Here is a 24084-nt window from a genome sequence, read left to right as displayed (position 1 = left end):
GGAGTGTGATAATGGACGATTACTCCTTGATAAGTTTCGCAAACCATCAGCGAGTATGAATAATCCCACTGATGAAGCTTTACTTTATGTTCATTTCTTCATTTCCAGAACTACTTCCTTTTAAGAACTTCTCAGCGGAGAATGCTGCCATTCCAAGTGCATTCGAATGTGTATGAAGGCTTGAAAAATCCACTTTTAAATCCTTTTGACTAAACCATAGTGATTGATTATTAATGGAATCAAGCAAAGGTTTTTCAATCCATTGTCTTGCAGCTGACATTCGATTACCAATAATGACTTGTTCTGGATTAAATGAATTAATAATATTATTGATTCCGATTGCTAAATATTTGCTGATTTCATTAAATGTTTCCAGAGCGACCACGTCGTTGTTTTTTGCTAATTGGATCATATGGTCTAATAAATTATAAGGATCAGTTGTGTAGATATTATTTTTTTTAGCCAATTGTAACAGTGCTTTTTCAGATGCATATAGTTCCCAGCAACCTTCACTTCCACAGCTACATTTTGCACCATGTGCATCAATTGTCATATGCCCCATTTCCCCTGAGAATCCATGGTTTCCTTTGTACAATTGATTATTTAGTATAAGACCTACACCGATCCCTACACCAACACTGACATAAACAATATCTTTATTTTCTTTTCCAATACCAAATTGTACTTCTCCATACGCACCCGCGTTTGCTTCGTTTTCAATGATGACAGGAATATTAAAACGATTCTCTAACTCTTCTTTTAAAGAAATATTCCGCCAATTTAAATTAGGCGCAAGCAATATTTTTTCTTCTTTATTAACGATTCCAGGTACCGCAACCCCGATACCGATAACGCCATACGGACTTTTAGCAGCCAATGTGATCAGTTTCTGGATAATCTCTTTTAAATGAACTAGAATTTCTTCATACGTTAAGTTATCAAATGTACTTTGTTCTTGTTCTAAAATATTTCCCTGTAAATCTGTTAACACCCCCAATATATAATTTACACCGAGATCGATACCAATAGAGTAACCAGCCGTATTATTGAAGAACAGCATAACCGGTCGTCTGCCCCCACTTGACTCTCCTGGTCCAACTTCACCAATCAGTTCTTCGTTAATAAGTTCACTTACTAATGAAGAAACAGTGCTTTTGTTAAGTCCTACTTGTTGTGCGATATCTGCTCTTGAAATGGGAGAATCTTGTCTTATAGTATTAAATACTAGAGACTTATTCTCTTGCTTAACCACATACTGATTCCATGTTCGATTTATTTTCATGTATTCGCTCCTTCTCCCATATGCGTGACTATTAGTTCTAAGTATAGCATGTTATGGTTCGATTACAAAACTTTGTTTAACCAGTAGACAAACAAAGTTATCTTTGCTAAAATTATGACAACTCATAAATTATGAGAATATTGCTAATAGGGGGTTCACGATGAAAATAAAGAAAGCGTTTTCGATTATTGCCTTTGTGTGGCTTAGTAGCATGTTATTGGTGGCTTGTTCTGATGGAGAAGATGAAGGTAATGCTTCAGGAGATTCTAAAACGGTTAAATTTATGCATTTATGGCCAGAAGGAAGTTCTGCACAACATTATAAAGTTGTAAATCAAATTATAGAAGATTTTGAAGCTGAAAATGAAGGGATAGAAATAGAAGTAGAGGTTTTAAGTAATGAACAGTATAAAGAAAAAATCAAAGTTCAATCAACTTCGAACGAATTACCCGATGTAGGTATGACATGGGCTGCAGGTTATATGGAGCCATTTGTGGATGGTGGTATGTTCGCTTCACTAGAGGATATCTTAGAAGAGGATAACTTAGCAGGAAATTTCGTAACAGGTACAACAGAAGCTTTTTCTATTGACGATACAGCTTATGGGTTACCTTTAGAGTTAAATATATCTTCCATTTATTATAATAAAGCAATTTTCGATGAGTATGGATTGAAAGAGCCAACAACACTAGAGGAATTTAATCAAGTGGTAGATACATTAAAAGAAAATGGTATTAATCCAGTCGCATTAGGAAATCGTGATGCTTGGACAGGTTCTATGTGGTATATGTATTTAGCAAATCGTCTAGGTGGAGAAGAAGATGTATTAACAAATGCGATCGATAGAAGTGGTTCATTTGAAGATCCGGCACTATTACAAGCAGCAGAAGAGCTTCAAGCCTTAGTAAACAATGATTCTTTTGTTAGCGGTTTCAATGGTTTGGCTGATCAAGAAGCAAAAAGTATGTTTATGGAAAGTCAAGCTGCGATGTACTTAATTGCAACATGGGATTTGCCGAACTATACAACGAACGAAGATGTACCTCAAGAATTCCGTGATTCTGTCGGGTACTTTCCATTTCCACAAGTTGATGGAAATGGCGACTTCAATAGTTATGTAGGAGGCCCTGGTGTCGGGCTGTTTGTTTCTGAAAATTCAGAGGTGAAAGATGAGGCGAAAGCTTTTGTATCATACTTTGTAAAAGAATGGGGAGAGCGGGCAGTAACAGAAGTAGGCATAATTCCTGCTACAAAAATCGATGGAGAAGTATTAGATTTACCTGACCTTTATGTGGAGGTATTAAATGATTTAAATAATGCATCAAATATTACTTTATATGCAGATGTTCAAATGAGTGCAAGTGCTGCTCAAGTTCATTTGGATATGATCCAAGCATTATTTGGTGGCGAAATTACACCAGAAGAATTTGTGAAAACACACGAAGAAACACTCGCAAAAGAGTAATTAATCTAAAAGGCTGTCTAAAACACATTCATATGTCTTGGCAGCCTTACTAATTAAATTCCAATTGGGGTTGAACAAATATGGATAAAGTTATGTCCAATAAATGGGTTATTACACTTTATATCCTTCCCGCGTTGTTATTTATTGCGGTTCTCATTGTTATTCCATTGTTATTGTCTGGATACTTTGGATTAATGGATTGGGATGGGATCGGGGCAATGGAGTTTATTGGTCTTGATAATTATATCGCAGCAATGCAGGATTCGAAGTTTTGGGAGAGTACATTACATTCCTTTTTATTGGCAGTATTCTCTGCATTAAGTTTATTAATTTACTTAGTAGTAGCGTTAATTCTTGCATCAAAAATTAAAGGAGCAAACTTCTTAAAGAAGATATATCTTATACCAATGTTGCTTTCGTCTGTAGCTATTGCTCAGTTATGGATCAAAGTCTATAACCCTAGTAATGGGATGTTAAACAGCATTTTAGTGAGCTTAGGTGTGGAAAATCCACCAGCATGGTTAGCTGATCCAAACATTGTACTTTATGCAATATTTATACCAATTATCTGGCAATATGCAGGGTTTTACATTTTGATTTACTATGCTGCTTTAAAAAATATTCCTGAATCTATTATTGAAGCAGCAAAAATTGACGGGGCAAGTCCGATTCAAATTGCACTTAAAATTAAATTTCCATTGATTATGACCGTTTTTAAAGTAACGATTGTCCTTGCTATAGTTGGATCTCTTAAGTATTTTGATCTCATTTATGTAATGACTGGTGGAGGACCGAATGGAGCTAGTGAAGTAATGGCTTCTTATATGTATAAGTTAGCTTTTTCTAGTTATGACTTTGGTTATGGAAGTGCAATAGGTTTCTTGCTTCTAATTATAACATTAATTGTTACTTACTTTATCCGTAAGGTAACAGAAACGAAAGATACCATTCAATATTGAAAGGAGGAAATTAAAATGCATCGTATCGGATATATTCTACTTTACATTTGTTTAGGAATCGTCGGCGTATTTCAGATTTTCCCAATCATATGGTTGGTTTCTTTTTCTTTAAAGTCAAACCAAGAAATCTTTGCAGGAAACCCATTTGCATTGCCGACAGATCCTAAATGGGAAAATTACTTAAAAGTCTTTGAAGGTGGGATTGGTACTTACTTTTGGAATAGTATTTGGATTACAGTGGTTGCTACGATATTAACCGTTTTAATCGCAAGTATGGCGACATTTGCTATAACAAGAATGAAATGGAAGTTATCAAGTCTTGTGTTAGGCATTATTATGGTAGGGTTAATGATTCCAATCCATTCAGCATTAATTCCACTATATAACATGTTTCTGAATGTGAATTTAATTGATAATCCTTTATCAATTGTCGTTACGTATATGACATATAACCTACCAATAACAGTGATGATTCTTTTAGGGTTTTACACAACGTTACCTAGAGAAATTGAGGAAGCAGCTATCATTGATGGCAGCTCGGTTCATCGTTTGTTTTTCAGAATCATCTTACCGTTATCAGCACCTATCATGTCAACTATCGTAATAATTAATATGATTTATAACTGGAATGAATTTGTATTTGTAAATACTTTTATTAGTTCTGATAAGTTTAAAACGTTAACTGTCGGTATTCAAAACTTCATAGGACAATATATGACCGATTGGGGAGCAATTGGGGCTACGTTAGTTATTAGTGTACTTCCAATTATTATTGCATTCATTTTCTTTAGCGATAAAATCATGGAGGGGTTATCTGCAAGTGCAGTAAAAGGATAATCTTCTTATGTTTTTTTAAAAGATTGAATCGTATCAAAGCGATCTTGAATGATCCATGTTGAAACAGACGCAATAATACTAAACCCAAAAATAAAGAAAAGTGCTGGTAATTGTGTACAAATAAGATAGATCGAAACAAAGCTAATAATTATCAGTAAAGTATGGACTGGACTAATTAGCATGATCAGAAAAGAGTGCTTGAATATTTTAGTAACAGGTAAGTCGAAGTGAACTGTAACTGGAAATAAGTAAATGAAAAATAAACAAACAAAAAATAAATAAGCCAATAATGGGACTTGAATCAGAGAAAAATCGCTTTGATAGGATTGAATAAAGATTATATTTAATACTGCTAAAGCAATGAATAAGTTAGCAAAGATACCTAATATATTACCTTTCTTAAAATAATCTTTATATGTAGTCCAGAAAGTAGAGAATATTGGGATATCCGGGTTTGAGGTTTGCCATTTTCTTACGATAGAGTATGTGGAAAGAGTGGCAGGATAAAACCCAACTATTACTAATCCCAACAGGGTGAAAGCAACCCATAATAGGTGAAGATAAGCAAATTTCATCACCCATTCCATTATAGTATAAAGACGACTTGCAATTAGGTTCATTTGAAAAATCTCCTTCTATGTAAGGGATATCATATATAGATAGTATAGGGTTAAACTTTTCATCTATCAACTTTGTTCATCAATTAAACAAACATTTTAAGGAGGAACGAACAATGAGTTATTTTAATGAGATTCGAAACATTCAGTATGAAGGAGCAAAATCAGATAATCCATATGCTTTTAAATTTTATAATCCAAGTGAACCCATTAACGGAAAAACAATGGAAGAGCATCTACGTTTCGGAGTTGCCTATTGGCACACGTTTACAGAAGACTTATCAGATCCTTTTGGAGTTGGCACAGCAATACGTCCATGGGATAAATTCAGTGGAATGGACCTAGCAAAAGCAAGAGTAGAAGCGGCATTTGAATTTTTCGATAAACTACAAATACCTTATTTCTGTTTTCATGATGTTGATATTGCACCAGAAGGAAGTAATTTAAAAGAATCAAATGACAACTTAGATGTTATCGTAGCGATGATAAAAGACTATATGAAAGATAGTAAAACAAAATTGCTTTGGAATACCGTAAATAACTTTACACATCCTCGATTTGTCCATGGAGCAGCATCTTCTAATAATGCAGATGTATTTGCTTATGCGGCGGCGAAAGTGAAGAAGGGTCTAGAGGTTGGGAAAGAACTTGGAGCGGAAAATTATGTTTTCTGGGGTGGAAGAGAAGGGTATGAAACTTTATTAAATACCAATATGAAACTAGAATTGGATAACTTAGCACGTTTTTTCCATATGGCAAAAGAATATGCGAATGAGATAGGATTTGATGCACAATTCTTAATAGAACCAAAACCAAAAGAGCCGACCAGTCATCAATATGATTTTGATGTAGCAAGTGGATATGCATTTTTACAAAATTATGATTTACAAGATACATTTAAATTTAATATCGAAGCAAATCATGCGACTCTAGCTGGGCACACATTTGAGCATGAATTACATTATGCACGTATTCATAATATGTTAGGATCAGTAGACGCAAATCAGGGGCATCCATTATTAGGCTGGGATACAGATGAATTCCCATCTGACCTGTATGCAACTACTTTAGCGATGTATGAAATTCTAAAGAATGGTGGATTAGGAAAAGGTGGATTGAACTTTGATGCGAAGGTTCGACGTGGTTCATTTACACCGGAAGATCTTTTCCATGCACATATTACTGGTATGGATAGTTTTGCAGTAGGCTTGAAAATAGCGCAGCGTTTACTAGATGATAGAGTAATAGAAAATATTATAGATGAACGTTATGATTCATTTAATCATGGAATAGGAAAAGATATTGTTTCTGGAAAGGCAGATTTTCATCAATTAGAAGAGCATGCCTTAACGCTATCTGATATTACGCAACCATCTGGTCAATTGGAAGTTATTAAGAGTAAAATTAATCAATATTTGTTAACAACATTTGCATAAAAGTAGGGCAATCATCACATAGGGTAGTAAAGAGTTAACTACTCTGTGTGATTTTATGTAGATACGAAAGGAGACATGGTGGATGTCATATGTATTAGGTGTTGACTTAGGAACGAGTGGTGTCAAAGTACTTTTAGTTAATAGAGAAGGAAGCGTCGAATATGAAAAAACAGCGTCATTAACGCTAATCCAAGAAAAGACCGGTTATGCCGAACAAGATCCAAATGAATGGGTAGAACAAACGTATGAGGCAATCAGTACTTTGTTATCGGAATCAAATATAAATCCTCATCTAGTGGAAGGTATAAGCTTTGCTGGACAAATGCATGGCCTAGTTTTATTAGATAGTAATAATCAGGTTATTCGTAATTCCATTTTATGGAATGATACGAGAACAACTGAGGAATGCCAAGATATTTATCGTAGTGTAGGAAAAGATCGATTACTAGATATTACAAAAAATTTAGCATTAGAAGGGTTCACGCTTCCTAAGTTATTGTGGATAAAAAAACATGAACCAAATAATTTCAATAAAATACAAACCTTCTTATTACCAAAGGATTACGTTCGTTACCGTTTAACCGGAAAATTACACATGGATTATTCTGATGCAGCAGGAACTTTATTATTAGATTTAGCAAAGAATAAGTGGAGTGAGGAAATCTGTGAATTGATGGAAATTCCAACGGAAATCTGCCCGGAATTAATCAATTCAATTGCCGAAGTAGGTACTCTAACAGAAGAAGCTTCAGAGAAATCAGGGTTAAATATGGCTACGAAAGTATTTGCTGGAGGAGCGGATAACGCTTGTGCAGCTATTGGCTCAGGTGTACTCAGAGAAGACAAAACATTAGTAAGTATTGGTACTTCCGGTGTTGTGCTTAGTTATGAAGAGTCAGGTGATAAAAACTTTGAAGGGAAAGTTCATTACTTTAATCATGGAGCTCCGGATGCATTTTACTCGATGGGAGTAACACTAGCTGCTGGCCACAGTCTTTCTTGGTATAAGGAGACGTTTGCAAATGATATAGGTTTTGATGAATTAGTACAAGAAGCATCTACTGTGAAACCTGGGGCAGGAGGACTACTATTTACACCGTATATTAATGGAGAGAGGACCCCACATGTGGACGCAACCATTCGGGGAAGTTTTATCGGTATAGATGCATCCCATAAGCGTCAACACTTCACTAGAGCAATTTTAGAAGGTATTACCTTCTCCTTGCAAGAAAGTGTAAGTATTTTACGAGAAAGTGGAAAGAAAATAGAAACTATAATTTCTGTAGGTGGTGGAGCAAAGAGTGATCTATGGATACAGATGCAAGCCGATATTTTTCAAACGAAGGTTATTCGTTTAACAAGTGAGCAAGGGCCGGGAATGGGAGCGGCGATGATTGCCAGTGTCGGAGTTGGCTGGTTCAATAGTCTAGCAGACTGCGGTGATGTCTTTATTCAAGAAGAAAAGGTATACAAACCAATAGAGAAAAACGTCGAACTATATCATGACTTATTTCACTTATACAAACAAGTATATTCTTCAACTAATAAAATAAACAATCAACTTCATAAAATTCGAATGTAGGAAATAGATAGATGATAAGTAGGGAATAGTTTTTGGGTTGACCTTCATGGATCAGTTAGATAATTAATTTCATTATTTAAAGGTAAAAAGCTTTATATTTAAGAATATGGACACAGATATTTTGCAGTGTGTGAGCTTGCAAAGCTATTGAAAAAGAGGATGGTTACATATTTACCGTTCCTCTTTTTACTTGTTCATGCAAAATGTTAATAATTGTATTTAATGAATATGTTTTGTTCGACTTGCCTTTTTATTCAATAATATGTACATTGTTACCTTAAATAAAAAACCCAACCTTCCTTACCATTAATGTGGTATCTACAAGTTGAGTTAGTGAGTGATGATTTTTTTAATGTCGTTTACTTAGCCATAAAACTCCTGTTTTAGCAAGTCGAGGTAAGAAGCCAGTTAAGGGTGTTTTCACCATATTGCCAAATCCGTCTGATTTTCCTAGTGAACCGAGTGTACCTTTTAACTTTAAAGGTTTCGGTTGTTTGGGTTCCTTGTCTGCGAGAACGGATAATAGTACTTCTGCTATTTGCTCTCCTTGTAATCCAGCTAATTGTCCACTTGGAGAGTATTCACTTGATGCACAGTCTCCCAAGACGTATACATTTGGGTCTTCAGGTACTTGATAAAAATCATTTACGATGACTTTATCTTGTATGTCTTTTTTAAAAGGAAGTTGACGTACTAGCCAATTTGGCTGAACTCCAGCAGTCCATATAGTAACGTCATTTAGATAACAAACCCCGTTATTACAAACGCCATCTTTCTCTACATATTCAACAGTAGAATGGTGAATAACATCAACATCATTTTTAATAAACCACTGTTCGACATGGTCTTGTATTTTAGAATCAAAAGCTTTTAATACATTAGCACCACGGTCTAATAAACGAATATTTAAATCAGGTCGACTTTCTCTAATTTCCGATGCAACTTCTATCCCGCTCAAACCTGCACCGATTACAGAAACTTTTCCATAAGCTTTCAGGTTTCCAATTGCTACTCCAGTATGCCTAGCTTTGGAAAAGGTTTGAACACTTTCTGCGTATTCTTTTGCCCCAGGAATTCCGTGGAAATTATCTTCACAACCAATTCCAATAACTAAATAATCATATTCTACAATGATGTCTGGGTCGTTAAATAAAATTCGCTTTTGTTCGACATCTATTTTTGTAATTTCTTTAAACAGGTAATTTACTCTTGAATCCTCTGGGAAATCCACACGAACATCATGATCAGCTGATGTTCCTGCTGCGATAGAGTAAAATTCTGTTTTTAACGAACGAAATGGGTTTCGATCTACAACTGTTATATGTATATCCTCAGATAATGACTGATTAAGTAATCCAGTTAATACTTTAATTCCGCCATATCCTCCCCCGAGTATTACGACCTTCTTCATGCAAGCACACCCCTTATATGTATGAAACCTTCTTCCTAGGTTCTAGAGTATCAAATTATGACTAACCTGTCATCTGCATTATAACGATTATTAATTTAAACGCGTTTTACATATTTGTACTTAAAGAATTTCAAGTTATAATTTAAAAACGAATATTTAGTGATAGTTGTATATTAATGTTCGGATTATAGGAACAACTTGGCTTCGATTGTAATGGAAAACCCTAATTCCTATAGGGAAGCAGGAACTTGAAAATCCAGGGGAGAAAAGCACTTGTCTTGGGTGTTTTCTAATTCATGATATAATCAAGTGAGAGTATCGATAAGGGGAATGTTCTATGAAGCAACTAAGTTTAAGTTCATTATTAGATGTAATGGTAGAATTGTTTTCAGAAGAAGTATCAATTGCAATTACTAATAAGCATAAATATGTGTATTATCGACGAAGTAAGCGGATTGATTTAAAAATTCATGAAGGCGACCCAATTAAAAAAGGGACATTAGCGCATAAAGCAATTACAACAAATAAAAAAGTATCCGAATTTATTGATAGAAATATATATGGGGTTCCTTATCATGGTATGGCGGTCCCCTATTATAATGAAGATGAGATGGAAGGGTGTGTACTTGCCATATATCCTGCTTATACAGAAGGAAAATCAGTGGTCACAGTACGTAGTCAAGACGGCTGGAAGCCGATACCTTTTTCAGATCTTATATATTTAGAAGCAAAGGAACGTAAAACATATGCTGTAGCACAGGGTTATGCTGGATTTCACACAAATACATTACAAGAGTTTGAGTTTATGCTGCCTACAGATGTCTTTATACGTTGCCATCGTTCCTATATTGTCAATGTAAACAATATAGAAGAGATTTATCCGGATACCCATTCAACTTTTATGCTCGGTATGAAGAATGGTGAACAGGTTCCGGTAAGTCAATCTTATTCTAGTTATTTCCGAAAATTATTAGGTTTTTAACGGAATATTTCTGTTTGAATCAACTTTTGTTGTATGTGAAGCGTATTATTCTTGTTTCCCTCTCAATCTCCCGATTAATTAGAAAAATCAGTTAAGATGAAAGGACAATTACAAAGGGGGGAGGAGTAGGATGGGAGAAAAATTAAAGCGCATACAAAACAAAGGTATGCAACAAAAAGTGGTAACTGCAGAAGAAGCAGCTGCTTGGATTCAAGATGGTATGACATTAGGACTTAGTGGATTTACACGTGCGGGAGATGCAAAGGCAGTTCCTACGGCATTAGTAAAAAGAGCAGAGGAAGGAGAATCCATCAAAGTCAATGTATACACAGGGGCATCTTTAGGGTCTAATATCGATAAGCTGTTTGCTGAAGCAGGGATTGTGAATAAACGAATTCCTTTTCAGGCTGAGCCATCTATGCGAAAGGCGATAAATGCTGGGGAACATTTATTTGTCGATCAACATCTGTCTCATACGTCAGAAATGCTTCGTGGTGATGCGATGGAAGCAGTGGATTATGCCATATTGGAAGCGATTTCTATCACAGAAAATGGATATATAATACCAAGTACATCTGTAGGTAACTCAGTAGCGTTTGCTGAGACTGCAAAGAACATTATTATTGAACTGAATACTGCTCAACCGATGGAATTAGAAGGGATGCATGATATTTATAGCCCTGGGAAACAAGGAGATCGTGATCCAATTCCTTTAAAAGAAGTTGATCAGCGTATTGGAAAGATTGGTATTCAGGTTGATATGGATAAAATTAAGGGGATAGTTTTTACGCATCAACCTGATTCACCTTCGACGATTGTTCCGCCAGATGAGGAGACGCAAAACATTGCGAATCATCTACTGAATTTTTTTAGAGAAGAAATTAAGGCGGAACGATTAACAGAGAAACTTATGCCTTTGCAATCCGGAATAGGTTCTGTTGCTAATGCGGTATTACACGGAATGCTAGACTCTGAGTTTAAAGATTTAACGGTTTATTCAGAAGTGCTTCAAGATGCTGTCTTCGATTTGATTGATGCAGGCAAGGTGAGTTTTGCGTCTGCATGTTCCATTACATTATCGGAAGAAAAGATGAATCATGTGTTTAATAATCTAGCGGACTATCAGAGTAAGCTTGTCTTACGTCCGCAAGAAATCTCTAATCATCCAGAAATTATTCGCAGACTGGGTCTAATTGCAATTAATACAGCATTAGAATTTGATATCTACGGTAATGTTAATTCCACTCATGTAGGTGGAACGAAGATGATGAATGGTATTGGAGGGTCGGGAGATTTTGCTCGAAATGCTAGATTAGGAATTTTTGTAACAAAGTCAATTGCAAAAAACGGGGATATATCTAGTATTGTTCCATATGTATCGCATACCGATCATACAGAACACGATGTGGATGTAATTGTAACGGAACAAGGATACGCAGATCTTCGTGGATTGGCACCTCGAGAACGCGTGCCACAAATTATTGAAAATTGTGCGCACCCTTTATATAAGGAAGCGCTATGGGAGTATTACCAAGAAGCATTAGAACGGGGTGGGCAGACTCCGCATATACTAGAAAAAGCTTTTTCTTGGCATTCTAGCTTTCGAGAACATGGTACGATGCGTCCAGCAGTGCCACAAGTGTAAGACAAAAGGGGATATTATATTAGAAGACACATGAGTAGCGGGCAGGCTGTTCATGTGTTTTTTTATAAAAAAAACGAACTTAATAGAAAAAGTATGATAACTTGCTAGAAAATTGACTATAATGGTACGATGAGGGTTGCTTAATGATGATGTTCAAAAAGTCCGGTGTGATCATACATTTTTGAACTCGCATTTAAATACGTTAGCTGAAGGAGTCTATAATGACTGGAAAAAAAACATTACCATTTACTATTTCAAAAAACGAAAAATTTTTTGATCGATTAGGAGATTATATTGGCGACGTCTTCTATGATATATTGCCTGAAAAAGGATTTGAACTCCGTGATGAGCAAATATTTATGGCTTTTCAACTGGAGCAAGCTTTTAAACATAAAAGAACGATGTTTGCAGAAGCTGGTGTAGGTACTGGTAAAACAATCGTTTATTTACTATATGCGATTTGTTACGCCCGTTACATGGGAAAACCTGTAATTATTTCATGCGCTGATGAAACACTTATTGAACAGCTTGTTAAAGAAGGCGGAGATATTGATAAATTGGAGCAAGCACTAGACCTAGAAGTAGATGTTAGACTTGCAAAAGCAAGAGAAAACTACGTTTGTATGAAAAAATTAGATCCTTTAGTTGAGAAAACCAATGATGAAGATATACTAGCTGTACATGATCAAATTCCTGATTTTGTATTTGATCAAGGAGTATCTATGCAAACTTTCTACCGATATGGAGATCGTAAAGAGTACCCATGGGTGTCTGATCAACAATGGGAGCGCATTGGTTGGGATCCATTAAAACAATGTGCGACATGTGACTGGAGGCATCGAAGTGCGCAAACCTTAAACCGTGAATATTACCGTCATGCACAAGATATTATTATTTGTTCTCATGATTTTTATATGGAACATGTCTGGACAAAAGAATCACGTAAACGTGAAGGTCAATTGCCTCTGCTTCCGGAAGCGAGTTCTGTTATTTTTGATGAAGGACATTTATTAGAGTTTGCAGCACAAAAAGGACTTACCTATCGTTTTAACTTCAATAATATTACAAGTGTTTTGACTGGATATACTGGTCAAGATGTTCGAGAAGAATCGTTACAATTAGCAGAGGATATTTTATCCTTGCATGATGAATGGTTTGACGTTATTACAAGCAGTGCAGTAAGAATTGAAGGGTCTGATCGATTAGAAATTCCTCGTAGTGAACCATTGTTAGAAATGGCTCAACAATTAAATGGAATGGTGGAGGAATTATTAGAACAGCTTGTATTTGATGCTGAGCTTTTTACAATTGATGCTTACCACACCAAGATTATTGAAGAATATCTAGAGTTTTTTTCATATGGATTATCCATTCTATTAAATGATGATGAAGGAATTTACTGGTTAGAACAAGATGAAATGAATAGTAGTCTTGTTATTATGCCGAGATTGGTTGAGAACGTATTAAGAGAAGAGGTATTTTCACAAAATATTCCATTTATATTTTCTTCTGCTACTTTGTCACAGGACAATGACTTTTCCTATCTGCAAAAGAGTTTAGGTATAGGACAGTACGATTCTTTTTCGGTGGACTCTCCGTTTGATTATGAATCGAATCGAGAAATATCATTTCATTCTTATCAGGATTCAGATGAGCGATTCAAAGGAATCAAGGAACAGTTAAATGACAATCAGGGGCATAGCCTAGTCCTGTTCCGTTCAGAAGGAGATATGAATGATTTTCGCCAATGGGCTAAGAAGCAGAGTTGGGAATATGCGATGCTTTATGAAGGAGATCAAGAAATCAGTGAAATTGTCCGCAGGTTTCAGTATGATGTACCATCTATTTTATGTGCCTACCATTTATGGGAGGGATTAGATATCCCGGGTAAAGCACTTAGCCAAGTTATTATTGCATCCTTACCATACCCGCCGAATGATCCTGTATTTAAGGCAAAGCGAAAACACGCCAAAAATTCTTCACAAGAAATTGACATACCGTACATGATGTTACGGATGAAACAAGGGGTTGGTCGACTTATTCGTACTGAAAGTGATTCAGGAGTCGTCCGTATTTGGCAACATGCTACGGATACAACAGTGCTAGATTCATTATTAAATAGTTGATGAGGTAAACTCGAGTGATGACTGCATTGCTCGAGTTTTTGAAACTTTTTTAACAGATGTACGTATTACTCATATAAAGGTGGAGTGATACGATGAAAAAATATTTTATTATAATGATGTTATCCATGGTATTTATTATTACCGGTTGTTCCGATGATCACTCGTTTACAATCGATGAAGTACAAATTGATGCTCAAATACAAGAAGACGGTACGATCACTGTACAAGAACTATATACATATACCTTTGAAGGTGCATATGAAGGTACAACCAGGTCTATTCATTCAGATGCGAAAGATTTTGAAGCGTTTTTAACGACAAGTGATGATCCCACTATATCTACGGAAGGTCTAGAGAAGTTAACAACCGAAGAAGAGGATGATATGTGGAAAATCTATACTGAATCAAATAATGAGACGAAAAAAGTATTGTACAGCTATGATGTCCATGGTTCCATCACGAAGTATGAAGATGTTGCTGAATTAACGTATTCATTTTTTGATAGTGATAATGAAACAGATCTTGATAATGTATCGATTTCTATCCACACACCACATCAAAAAGATGAAAATATACATTTCTTTTTACATGATGATGCAAGTGGACAGCTAAGTACCATTGATAGTGGCATTCAGTACACCAATTCGACTTTACCGGCAGGGAAGGATTCGGAAATTCGATTGTTGTTTCCATCTGAACAACTCTCCGGTAAGGATATTGATAAACATAAAGAAATGGAATTAGCTATATTACAAACGGAAGAAGAACTCGAAAATCGTATTCAGCATTTAGATGCAGCAACGAGTGTAATTACTCCAATGATTTGGGGAGGTATTGGAGTAGTACTATTAGCGGGGACTTATCTATTTTTTGTGCACCCGAATCGATATCGGGGAAATAAAGGTTCTGATTATTTGATACGGGTTTTTGAAGAGACGGACCCTTTAATGAATAGCTTCTTGAAAAAAGGCTCACTGATGCCGGAAAGTTTCATTGCTGCGCTATTCTCATTAAAACAAAGAGGCATCATTACCATGTCGCGAGTACCTTCTGAGAGAACAGAAGGAGAATATACGTATCGATTTTCATGGGGAAATTCAGGATCCCATATAAATGAATCAGATCAGTATTTAAAGAAATGGTTGTTTGCAAATAGTGATGAGAAGGGTGCCTACTTTCTTCTTGAATCGATACAAGAAGATAAGGATCTTTCCGATAAAGAAAAAGAAAAACAAGCAGAGATATTCCATAATAAATTCCAACAATGGAAAGAAATCGTAATGGAACAAGATAGATTTCAAAATTTACGTCGTCCTTTTGCTGGATATACTGTACTATCAATTCTCTCAACGATTGCTGTAAGTGCTTTGTGTTATTATCTTCTAACGATTCAACCTATTTCTCAAATGGAACAATGGATACTAACTATAATCCTAGGTGTTATCACGATTCTATGTATTTGGTTCCGAAGACAGAAATGGATATTAGGGGTACTGTATTTCTATCTTTTAATTTTCCCTACTTTATTCTTTACAATAAATACAGGTACTATTGTATCTTTAGTATTTTATGGAATTACAGGTTTAGTCGTATTGATTACTCCTGCTAGCTATTGGATAAAGGATATTCGTAAGCGGAAATATGCAGTACGACATGCTTATCATTTATTTGCAACAAATCGTTACCCAACTTCTTCAGAACCGGATAAGTTGGAACAACGATTAGAATATGCGATTGTCATTGGAGCAGAAGATAAATTCGCAAAAACATGTAAAGATTTAAATCTTTCTGAGGATCTTAAGAGTGCTTTCCCCTTACTTTATTATCCTTCTGCCACAGTCAATACATTTAATACAAATTATATGATGATAAATCCCGCCGTATACGGTAGTAGCTCAAGTAGTAGTAATACAACTAGCAGTACAGGTGGTGGAGGTGCAGGAGCGTTTTAATGTATAGAAAAGGAGCTAGTTATCGTGCTAGCTCCTTTCGTTTGTTTTAATAAGTTCAATAAAATGAGTTAATATTTTGGCTGTTAATCCCCAGATTGTCTGATCGTTATATTGATAGAACAATTCCTCGACATGACGCATACGCCAATCGTAATTTTCGCCCCCGACAATTAAATGATAAGGAAAGTTATCTTCCGGTTTTACATGTAAATGTACGTTATATCTCTTTGGCTCTGTTTCCAAGAAGAAAGATAGGGGTACGGTAAATGTATGATCGACTTCATCTGGATTGGGTTTTATTTTGTCAGGTTGAATAATCCTACCTACAAACGGATAGATAATCCTTCCAAGGTCATTCACGATGTAGTCCAGGGGAATTGGGTCAGTAATATCTTGTTTCGAAAGCCCAAGTTCTTCCATTGTTTCTCTAATGGCACAGTGAGAAGGGTCCTTATCCGTAGAATCAACTCGGCCACCTGGAAAGCATATATCTCCTGGCTGACTACGCATTTGCATGGAACGCACTTCAAATAATACGTGGGTTTCACCATCAATTTCGATTAGTGGAATGATTACAGAGGATTCTTTAAAATGTTCATGCCCCATAAGGGATGGAGTTCGACCATGAAGCTGTTTAAATATTTCTTGAATATTCATTACATTACCTCCTGTAAAAACATGGATTTAATGATATCCATACTTTCATTTTATAATTGTTTCTGTTGACTGTCACTTGAGAGGAATTATTTTAACTAATTCCTTTATACATTATATATGTAGGATTTTAGGAACAATTTGGTTTGATTGTGGAAGACGGCGACTTCTGCAGGAAAGTACGACCTGAAAATACACGTGGCTATCTTCTTCTAGTTAGTTCAAGCCGTTTCTATTAAAAAGCGACCGTCTGAAATGAGAATCAAAAAAGCAACATTCGAATTTATTAACGACGCATCTGATTTTGAAATTCAACTTTGATACAATAAAATAAATAAAGGGGGAATGGGTAGAATGCGCTATGCGATATATCAAATGGATATTGTGCCGGGGAATCCAGAGGCAAATCGATTAAAGGTGAAAACATGGATAGAAAAAACAGTTTCCATGAACGATATTGATATAATAGTACTTCCTGAAATGTGGACAACTGGATATACACTTGCTGAGTTAAATGAAGTTGCAGATGAGGAAGAAGAACCGACTTGTTCATTTTTACAACAGTTAGCTCGGGATAATCAGGTCCACATTATAGGAGGATCGATAGCGAATAAGCGGAATGGAAAAATAAATAACACTGCAATTGTTGTAAATAGCAACGGAGAAAAAGTATATAAGTACGATAAAATCCATCTCGTTCCTATGTTAGATGAACCAACCTATTTGGATGGTGGGGAAGAGAAGGTGTGTACATTTGAATTAGACGGTGTAAAAATGGGACTTATTATTTGTTATGACCTTCGTTTTCCAGAGCTTACCCGTTCATTAGCGGTATCAGGAGCCGAAGTGATTTATATTGTGGCAGAATGGCCATCTGCAAGAAAAGATCATTGGAAAGCATTACAACTAGCAAGAGCGATTGAAAACCAGTGTTATATTATTTCAGCGAATAGAGTAGGCATATATAACAACGTGGAGTTTTGTGGACTATCTTCGGTGATTAATCCTTGGGGAGAGATTCAAACATTAGGTTCGGATCATCACGAGGAAACGATTATTGATAGTATTGATCTACAGAAAGTAAGTGAAGCAAGAAAGAATGTACCTATTTTTGAAAGTAGGGTTCCGAAGCTTTATTAAACTAAAAAAGGGAACATTTTTCAAAAAAAATAAAGATCCAAACTATTATTATCGATTTTAACGATTAATGGTTTGGATCTTTTATAATTAATTGTTATTTTTTACGTTTGGTGGATCGGTTAATTTTCCTGTACAAATATCTTCGGTTACATGAACCTGGCAGGTTTTACCTTTACTATTGACGAATTTAAAAATACCGTTATTAAAATCTGTGCCGATCTCTTTATAAAAAATACCTTCATATAAATTATGCTTCGAGCGAGCAAAACTTAAGCGATAAGCCTCTTTTTCTTCATCTTTTTGCAAGAATCCACGGACACCTTTTTCATAGATCGTATCATCTGTACTTTTCAATGTACGATCCACAGAAACGATATGAAGGTCGATAAAAGTAATCTCACGTAGTAATACATTGACAAATGATCCTTTTGTGATTTCTTCCCATCGATTTTGTGCACTCTGTCCAATAATAATTTGTGTAATATTATGTTGATGTGCTACCTCTTTAATCGCTTTTACAGATGAGCGCCTTTCATTATCTCGAATAATGAAGTCTTCAACATCAAGTTCATCACATAGCTCTTTCCAGCGTTCTACGTAACCGGATTTATCTGCATCGAATTCATCGTAAGGTAAAGCATCTACAGTTAATACATATAAAGGACAGTCCATGATTCGCGCAAGCTTATGTCCTCGTTGTATTAAACGCTCTCCATTTGGACCATAGTATACGCAGACAAGGATGCTTTCGTCCATGCGGCCTCTAATTTTTTTCATAACGGCAACTCACCTCTTTAATATATTCATTTAACGATGTTTATCCGGTTAGTAGATATACATCCTTTAGCTGTTTTTGAATAACCGGATGGTAACGTTTATTTTGTTTATAATAAATATTAATTTTATTTTATTTTTCCATGAAACTGTATTATTCTAACATGTATTTATCTATTCGTATATACCTTATTTCTATTTTTTAAGACGATTTATACATGGAGTCATTCTTTCTACTAGCATACTTGAAAAGAATAAGAAATTCTAGTCTATATCGTGGTAAAGTGTTCAAGCATGCACTTGTTAATGAATTCCTGTATAATTACTAATGTAAATTGCGGAATAACTTCGAAGCAGGGTTCATCTATAGAGTAAATAAAATAACACTTTTTATACCACGTTACATTCAAATAAATGGATGCACATCCACTTTTATCATGCCTTTCCATTTGTGAACAATCCTTCCACCTATTTTGCAACAAATGGGTGTCTTAGATATTCATTAAATAGTATATCCTGTTATCTCTATTGTGTGATAACAGTAACGTTAACCTATATTGATTGGAGGTTACAGTTTGACAACATTGATTATTGCAATAATGTTTCCTTTTATTGCAGCAGCAATTATACCTTTCCTTTACAAATATGTACGGCGAATTCATGTTGGTTGGTTCGCATTATTCGTATCTACTGCTTTATTTATCTATTTCGCTCAATTTATCCCTACTATAGCTAGTGGAGATGTTATTACCCTCACCTTAAACTGGATACCGTCTTACGGTATTAACATTACTTCATATTTAGATGGATTAAGCTTGACTTTTTCCCTATTAATATCTGGTATTGGTGCACTTGTTATTTTATATTCGATTTACTACCTTTCTTCTAAAGAATCGCTTGGACACTTCTATACATACCTGATGTTATTTATGGGGGCAATGTTAGGAGTAGTAACATCCGATAATATGCTTGTTTTATATGTCTTTTGGGAGCTGACAAGTATTTCTTCGTTCCTTCTAATCGCCTTCTGGTACCAAAGGAAACGTTCAAGAGATGGTGCGAAAAAATCATTACTAATTACCGTCACAGGTGGTATAGCCATGTTAGTCGGTTTTATTATGCTCGGTCAAATGGCAGGCACATGGTCTATACGTGAAGTAATTGGTAATGTTAGTTCCTTTAATGATCATTATCTGTTTATTGCAGCAATGATTTTAGTACTGCTTGGAGCATTTACAAAATCTGCTCAATTCCCATTTCATATATGGTTACCTGATGCGATGGAAGCACCTACTCCAGTTAGTGCTTATTTGCATTCAGCTACCATGGTAAAAGCAGGTATCTACCTTGTTGCTAGATTTACACCTGTTTTTGGTGGAGAAGCTACCTGGTTCTGGGCAGTTACAGGTGTAGGGCTATTCACGCTATTCTGGGGTTCTTTTAATGCAGTACGTCAAATCGATTTGAAGGCGTTACTCGCATATTCAACAATTAGCCAGCTTGGTATGATTATGAGTATGTTTGGTATTGGTTCAGCCGCACTAAATTTAGGATACTCCACAGAATCTGTCGCATTTACAAGTGCTTCTTTTGCCGCTCTATTCCATCTTGTAAATCACTCTACGTTTAAAGGTGCGCTATTTATGGTGGTAGGTATCGTCGACCATAGTGTAGGGACTCGAGATATACGTCGACTTGGTGGATTGATTACCTTGATGCCTGTGACTTTCTCTATTGCGTTAATTGGAAGCTTGTCTATGGCAGGTTTACCACCATTTAATGGGTTCTTAAGTAAAGAAATGTTCTTCATGGCGGTTGTTAATATAAGTGAAGCAGGATTCTTTGCTTTAGAAACTTGGGGAATCCTTCTACCGATAGTTGCCTGGGTTGCAAGTGTATTTACTTTTGTGTATTCCGCAATAATAGTTGTAAAGACTTTCCTAGGTCCATATCAAGAAGAAAAATTAGAACATCCTGCCCATGAACCAAAACCAGGGATGCTTGTTTCTCCAATTATTTTAGCTTTGTTAGTTATTGGTGTTTTTTTCTTCCCGAATATTATTGGAAAGAATTTAATTACACCAGCTATGTCTGGAATATTTCCAACTCTTGCTGCTGAAGGTGTAGAACTTGGCGAATCTATCTATGCGTGGCATGGATTTGAACTTGAATTATTTATGACCATCGGAGTGGTACTTCTTGGTTTAGCATTATTCTATACAAGGAAGTACTGGACGGGAGTATATAGACTATTTCCAGAAAAGTGGTCAATTAATGTATTTTATGGCTTCATTCTAGATCAAATAGAAGAGAAATCGACTGGATTTACTAATTCGTATATGACACAAAACTTAAGAGACTATTTAGTATATATTTATTTATTCTTTATTATTTCTATAGGTGGAATGCTCTTATATACAGGTGCTTATCAGTTTGAATTGCCAACAAATGCTGCTATTTCTAATTTTGAGCTAATTACTGCTTTGGTGATGATGTCAGCGGCAATTGCTATATTATTTGCCAAATCAAGACTTACTGCAATTCTTTTAAATAGTATTTTAGGGTTTGGAGTAGCGATATTCTTTGTATTATTTAGAGCACCAGATTTAGCTCTAACGCAAACCATCGTAGAATCTGTTACAACTGTACTATTTTTAGCAGCTTACTATTTCCTTCCTGAATGGAAGAAGGAAGACGCTCCAAAGAAAACGCGCAACACTAATTTGGTAATTTCCATTTGTGTCGGAGTGGTATTTACGGTCGTCGCATTAATGGTCCAAAGTGGAAAAACATTTGAATCCATCTCGAAATTCTTCGAGAATTCTTATGAGCTTGCTGGTGGAAAGAATATGGTTAATTCCATCCTCGGTGATTTTCGCGCATTAGATACCATGTTAGAGGTAGTGGTTCTACTCATTGCCGGAATAGGTGTCTATGTATTTATTAAATTAAAGAATAACAATAAGGAGGGTGAGCAGTATGAAGATAAATAATGTTATTCTTCGTACCGTTGCAAAGCTAGTTTCATTTATCATACTCACCCTTGCAGTTTATTTGTTTCTTTCTGGACACCATAGTCCAGGAGGAGGTTTCATCGGAGGACTTGTATTAGCTTCAGCACTCGTATTGTTATTTATCGTTTATGATATCGAGACAATTCGAAACGCTCTACCATTTGATTTTAAAAAGGTGGCCGCGTTTGGAGCATTTCTTTCGGTCGGAACAGGCTTAGGAGCACTTATATTTGGAGAGGAATTTTTAAGTCAAACATTTTCATATTTTGATTTGCCTTTCTTTGGTGAGACAGAGCTTGCAACAGTGATGTTATTTGAAGCAGGAGTTGCATTGGCTGTTGTAGGCGTCGTAGTTACGATTATTTTAAGTATTAGTGAGGATGTATAACTATGGAAACATTAATAACCATCCTAGCAGGTATATTAGTAACGGTAGCTACGTATCTAATTTTATCTAAAAGTTTAATTAGAGTAATCTTAGGGACTGCTATTTTATCTCATGCTGCCCACTTATTGATCATCACAATGGCTGGGCTAAAAAACGGGAGCGTACCAATTATTGGTGAAGGAGATGCAATTCCGGTGGATCCATTGCCGCAGGCGCTAATATTAACTTCTATTGTTATTAGCTTTGCTGTTACAGCAGTGTCCCTAGTGTTAGCTTACCGTACGTATCAGGAAACAGGAACAGATAAACTAGACGAGTTACGGGGGGATCGAAATGAATAATATTATTGCTATGCCTATGATGATCCCTATACTTGCTGGAATTCTTTTAATATTTTTCCGTCATAATTTAAAACTACAACGATGGGGTAGTTTTTCTGTGATGATTGTCAATATCGGAATCAGTGCATATATTTTGCATCAGATTCAACAAAATGGAATTCTCCGTCTCGATTTCGGTGGATGGGAACCACCATTTGGAATATTATTTGTGGCTGATTCATTTTCAATGCTACTTGTATTAACGACAAGTATTGTTGCTGCAATATGTCTTGTTTATGCTTTTTCTTCCACAGAAAAGTCTTATGAGCACATGTTTTTCTACCCTTTTATTAATTTTCTTGTGGCAGGTGTAAATGGTTCTTTCCTAACTGGTGATTTATTTAACCTTTTTGTTTGTTTTGAAATTATGCTCTTAGCTTCTTATGTGTTAATTGCGTTTGGCGGTCGTAAGGGTCAATTAAGGGAATCGATTAAATATGTCATTATAAATGTTGTGTCGTCTTGGATATTCTTAATTGCAATTGCTTACACGTATGGAGGATTAGGAACCCTTAATTTTGCTCATCTTTCAGAGCGAATTGCTGAACAAGGACAGACACCAATGCTGACTGTTGTTAGCATTGTATTTTTAATCGTCTTTGCTTTGAAAGCAGGATTGTTACTATTTTTCTGGTTGCCAGGTTCGTATAGTGTACCTTCAACAGCAATTGCCGCACTATTTGGTGCATTGCTAACAAAAGTTGGTATCTATGCTATGTTCCGTGTGTTTACATTGATGTTTTATCATGAACCACATATTACTCATACATTTATTGGAATACTTGCAGGTGTTACATTGATACTAGGAAGTATTGGGGCGGTAGCATATAAAGATGTGCGGTTAATCGCTTCTTACAATGTGGTTATAGCGGTCGGATTTATATTGGTAGGGTTAGCTGTTGCAACACCTACTGCGTTGGAAGGATCTATATTTTATTTAATCCATGACATGATTGTAAAAGCACTCTTATTCTTACTTGCTGGAACGATGATTGCTGTGACAAGAGAGACGAGAATTGATTATATGAGTGGACTAATCCGAAATTATCCGTTATTTGGTTGGATTTTCTTCATTGTTACACTTGCGTTAGCAGGTATTCCACCGTTAAGTGGATTTATTGGAAAAGTCTTGGTAGGACAAGGAGCTGTTGAGGGCGGGGCATATATTCTACTTGCATTAGCGTTTATTTCCAGCATTTTTGTTCTATATTCTTTAATGCGTGTCTTCCTTACTAGTTTTTGGGGAGAGACGATTATAAGTAAAGAAGACAAAATTCCAATGAAAAAAGGCTGGATCATCCCTTGTGTGATATTAGCAGCAGGATCATTTATTCTTGGAATCGGGGTTGAACCTTTAACTGTTTATGTAAAAGATGCAGCTGAGGTCCTAGCAAATCCACAAATTTACATTGATGCGGTTTTATATGATAACTAAGGATT

The 24084-nt window shown here is 35.7% G+C and carries 19 protein-coding genes; 14 read left to right on the top strand and 5 right to left on the bottom strand.

Annotation, left to right across the window (positions count from 1 at the left end):
- Window positions 1–79: 79 nt before the first annotated feature.
- The gene (locus AQ616_RS01065) at window positions 80–1282 is read right to left on the bottom strand and encodes an ROK family transcriptional regulator (RefSeq protein ID WP_017798347.1); all 1203 of its coding nucleotides are present in this window, start codon (window positions 1280–1282) and stop codon (window positions 80–82) included.
- 160 nt (window positions 1283–1442) lie between these two features.
- Here AQ616_RS01065 and AQ616_RS01060 point away from each other — a divergent pair, with 160 nt between their 5' ends.
- The 3 genes from AQ616_RS01060 (at window position 1443) to AQ616_RS01050 (ending at window position 4543) form a co-directional block, all read left to right on the top strand.
- Window positions 1443–2747, top strand: a complete 1305-nt coding sequence (locus tag AQ616_RS01060) for an extracellular solute-binding protein (RefSeq protein ID WP_069684798.1) — start codon at window positions 1443–1445, stop codon at window positions 2745–2747.
- An 80-nt stretch (window positions 2748–2827) separates the two neighbouring features.
- Window positions 2828–3706, top strand: coding sequence for a carbohydrate ABC transporter permease (locus AQ616_RS01055; protein ID WP_069684797.1), 879 nt, complete (start codon window positions 2828–2830; stop codon window positions 3704–3706).
- A 15-nt stretch (window positions 3707–3721) separates the two neighbouring features.
- Entirely contained in the window at window positions 3722–4543 is an 822-nt protein-coding gene (locus AQ616_RS01050; RefSeq protein ID WP_069684796.1) for a carbohydrate ABC transporter permease, read from the top strand.
- A gap of 5 nt (window positions 4544–4548) precedes the next feature.
- Here AQ616_RS01050 and AQ616_RS01045 read toward each other — a convergent pair whose 3' ends face one another.
- Window positions 4549–5163, bottom strand: a complete 615-nt coding sequence (locus tag AQ616_RS01045; protein WP_017798343.1) for a YesL family protein — start codon at window positions 5161–5163, stop codon at window positions 4549–4551.
- A gap of 113 nt (window positions 5164–5276) precedes the next feature.
- On the opposite strand from AQ616_RS01045, the gene xylA reads away from it, so the two are divergent.
- Both xylA and xylB read left to right on the top strand, forming a co-directional pair.
- On the top strand, window positions 5277–6596 hold the full coding sequence (gene xylA, locus AQ616_RS01040) for a xylose isomerase (protein WP_069684795.1): 1320 nt from the start codon (window positions 5277–5279) through the stop codon (window positions 6594–6596).
- Window positions 6597–6678: 82 nt separating this feature from the next.
- The gene (xylB, locus tag AQ616_RS01035; protein ID WP_069684794.1) at window positions 6679–8178 is read left to right on the top strand and encodes a xylulokinase; all 1500 of its coding nucleotides are present in this window, start codon (window positions 6679–6681) and stop codon (window positions 8176–8178) included.
- A 349-nt stretch (window positions 8179–8527) separates the two neighbouring features.
- Here xylB and AQ616_RS01030 read toward each other — a convergent pair whose 3' ends face one another.
- Entirely contained in the window at window positions 8528–9589 is a 1062-nt protein-coding gene (locus AQ616_RS01030) for an NAD(P)/FAD-dependent oxidoreductase (protein ID WP_017798340.1), read from the bottom strand.
- 337 nt (window positions 9590–9926) lie between these two features.
- Between AQ616_RS01030 and AQ616_RS01025 the strand changes: the two genes are divergently transcribed.
- From AQ616_RS01025 to AQ616_RS01010, 4 genes are all read left to right on the top strand, one after another.
- On the top strand, window positions 9927–10571 hold the full coding sequence (locus AQ616_RS01025; RefSeq protein ID WP_017798339.1) for a LytTR family DNA-binding domain-containing protein: 645 nt from the start codon (window positions 9927–9929) through the stop codon (window positions 10569–10571).
- A 130-nt stretch (window positions 10572–10701) separates the two neighbouring features.
- Window positions 10702–12216, top strand: coding sequence for an acetyl-CoA hydrolase/transferase family protein (locus tag AQ616_RS01020; RefSeq protein ID WP_069684793.1), 1515 nt, complete (start codon window positions 10702–10704; stop codon window positions 12214–12216).
- 221 nt (window positions 12217–12437) lie between these two features.
- A complete protein-coding gene (locus AQ616_RS01015; protein ID WP_069684792.1) occupies window positions 12438–14342 on the top strand; it encodes an ATP-dependent DNA helicase in 1905 nt (634 codons plus the stop codon).
- A gap of 92 nt (window positions 14343–14434) precedes the next feature.
- A complete protein-coding gene (locus tag AQ616_RS01010; RefSeq protein ID WP_017798336.1) occupies window positions 14435–16294 on the top strand; it encodes a DUF2207 domain-containing protein in 1860 nt (619 codons plus the stop codon).
- Window positions 16295–16321: 27 nt separating this feature from the next.
- On the opposite strand, the gene AQ616_RS01005 is transcribed toward AQ616_RS01010, so the two are convergent.
- Window positions 16322–16951, bottom strand: coding sequence for an NUDIX hydrolase (locus tag AQ616_RS01005; RefSeq protein ID WP_069684791.1), 630 nt, complete (start codon window positions 16949–16951; stop codon window positions 16322–16324).
- 351 nt (window positions 16952–17302) lie between these two features.
- Between AQ616_RS01005 and AQ616_RS01000 the strand changes: the two genes are divergently transcribed.
- Window positions 17303–18088, top strand: coding sequence for a carbon-nitrogen family hydrolase (locus AQ616_RS01000; protein ID WP_017798334.1), 786 nt, complete (start codon window positions 17303–17305; stop codon window positions 18086–18088).
- Between the two features lie 87 nt (window positions 18089–18175).
- On the opposite strand, the gene AQ616_RS00995 is transcribed toward AQ616_RS01000, so the two are convergent.
- Window positions 18176–18865 (bottom strand): adenine nucleotide alpha hydrolase family protein, encoded by a 690-nt coding sequence (locus AQ616_RS00995; RefSeq protein ID WP_017798333.1) that lies wholly within the window; start codon window positions 18863–18865, stop codon window positions 18176–18178.
- A gap of 572 nt (window positions 18866–19437) precedes the next feature.
- Between AQ616_RS00995 and AQ616_RS00990 the strand changes: the two genes are divergently transcribed.
- Genes AQ616_RS00990 through AQ616_RS00975 form a run of 4 tightly spaced genes read left to right on the top strand, consistent with a single transcriptional unit; the run spans window position 19438 to window position 24079 of the window.
- Window positions 19438–21855, top strand: coding sequence for a Na+/H+ antiporter subunit A (locus AQ616_RS00990; protein ID WP_084822411.1), 2418 nt, complete (start codon window positions 19438–19440; stop codon window positions 21853–21855).
- Window positions 21842–22264: a Na(+)/H(+) antiporter subunit B gene (locus tag AQ616_RS00985; protein ID WP_017798331.1), complete on the top strand. Its 423-nt coding sequence runs from the start codon at window positions 21842–21844 to the stop codon at window positions 22262–22264. The genes AQ616_RS00990 and AQ616_RS00985 overlap by 14 nt, the downstream gene beginning before the upstream one ends.
- Before the next feature lie 2 nt (window positions 22265–22266).
- A complete protein-coding gene (locus tag AQ616_RS00980) occupies window positions 22267–22605 on the top strand; it encodes a Na(+)/H(+) antiporter subunit C (RefSeq protein ID WP_017798330.1) in 339 nt (112 codons plus the stop codon).
- The gene (locus AQ616_RS00975; protein WP_017798329.1) at window positions 22598–24079 is read left to right on the top strand and encodes a Na+/H+ antiporter subunit D; all 1482 of its coding nucleotides are present in this window, start codon (window positions 22598–22600) and stop codon (window positions 24077–24079) included. Before AQ616_RS00980 ends, AQ616_RS00975 begins: the two co-directional genes overlap by 8 nt.
- The last annotated feature ends 5 nt before the right edge of the window (window positions 24080–24084 follow it).

The sequence above is a fragment of the Oceanobacillus sp. E9 genome, assembly GCF_001741975.1.
Taxonomy (GTDB): Bacteria; Bacillota; Bacilli; order Bacillales; family Amphibacillaceae; genus Oceanobacillus; species Oceanobacillus kimchii.
The sequence above is the reverse complement of the archived record's forward strand: the minus strand, read 5'-3'. Positions and strand labels throughout refer to the sequence as shown.

Excerpts from the sequence above, each read along its gene's own strand:
- AQ616_RS01065 (WP_017798347.1), bottom strand. The coding sequence starts at position 1,282 with ATGAAAATAAATCGAACATGGAATCAGTATGTGGTTAAGCAAGAGAAT.
- AQ616_RS01060 (WP_069684798.1), top strand. The coding sequence starts at position 1,443 with ATGAAAATAAAGAAAGCGTTTTCGATTATTGCCTTTGTGTGGCTTAGT.
- AQ616_RS01055 (WP_069684797.1), top strand. The coding sequence starts at position 2,828 with ATGGATAAAGTTATGTCCAATAAATGGGTTATTACACTTTATATCCTT.
- AQ616_RS01050 (WP_069684796.1), top strand. The coding sequence starts at position 3,722 with ATGCATCGTATCGGATATATTCTACTTTACATTTGTTTAGGAATCGTC.
- AQ616_RS01045 (WP_017798343.1), bottom strand. The coding sequence starts at position 5,163 with ATGAACCTAATTGCAAGTCGTCTTTATACTATAATGGAATGGGTGATG.
- xylA (WP_069684795.1), top strand. The coding sequence starts at position 5,277 with ATGAGTTATTTTAATGAGATTCGAAACATTCAGTATGAAGGAGCAAAA.
- xylB (WP_069684794.1), top strand. The coding sequence starts at position 6,679 with ATGTCATATGTATTAGGTGTTGACTTAGGAACGAGTGGTGTCAAAGTA.
- AQ616_RS01030 (WP_017798340.1), bottom strand. The coding sequence starts at position 9,589 with ATGAAGAAGGTCGTAATACTCGGGGGAGGATATGGCGGAATTAAAGTA.
- AQ616_RS01025 (WP_017798339.1), top strand. The coding sequence starts at position 9,927 with ATGAAGCAACTAAGTTTAAGTTCATTATTAGATGTAATGGTAGAATTG.
- AQ616_RS01020 (WP_069684793.1), top strand. The coding sequence starts at position 10,702 with ATGGGAGAAAAATTAAAGCGCATACAAAACAAAGGTATGCAACAAAAA.
- AQ616_RS01015 (WP_069684792.1), top strand. The coding sequence starts at position 12,438 with ATGACTGGAAAAAAAACATTACCATTTACTATTTCAAAAAACGAAAAA.
- AQ616_RS01010 (WP_017798336.1), top strand. The coding sequence starts at position 14,435 with ATGAAAAAATATTTTATTATAATGATGTTATCCATGGTATTTATTATT.
- AQ616_RS01005 (WP_069684791.1), bottom strand. The coding sequence starts at position 16,951 with ATGAATATTCAAGAAATATTTAAACAGCTTCATGGTCGAACTCCATCC.
- AQ616_RS01000 (WP_017798334.1), top strand. The coding sequence starts at position 17,303 with ATGCGCTATGCGATATATCAAATGGATATTGTGCCGGGGAATCCAGAG.
- AQ616_RS00995 (WP_017798333.1), bottom strand. The coding sequence starts at position 18,865 with ATGAAAAAAATTAGAGGCCGCATGGACGAAAGCATCCTTGTCTGCGTA.
- AQ616_RS00985 (WP_017798331.1), top strand. The coding sequence starts at position 21,842 with ATGAAGATAAATAATGTTATTCTTCGTACCGTTGCAAAGCTAGTTTCA.
- AQ616_RS00980 (WP_017798330.1), top strand. The coding sequence starts at position 22,267 with ATGGAAACATTAATAACCATCCTAGCAGGTATATTAGTAACGGTAGCT.
- AQ616_RS00975 (WP_017798329.1), top strand. The coding sequence starts at position 22,598 with ATGAATAATATTATTGCTATGCCTATGATGATCCCTATACTTGCTGGA.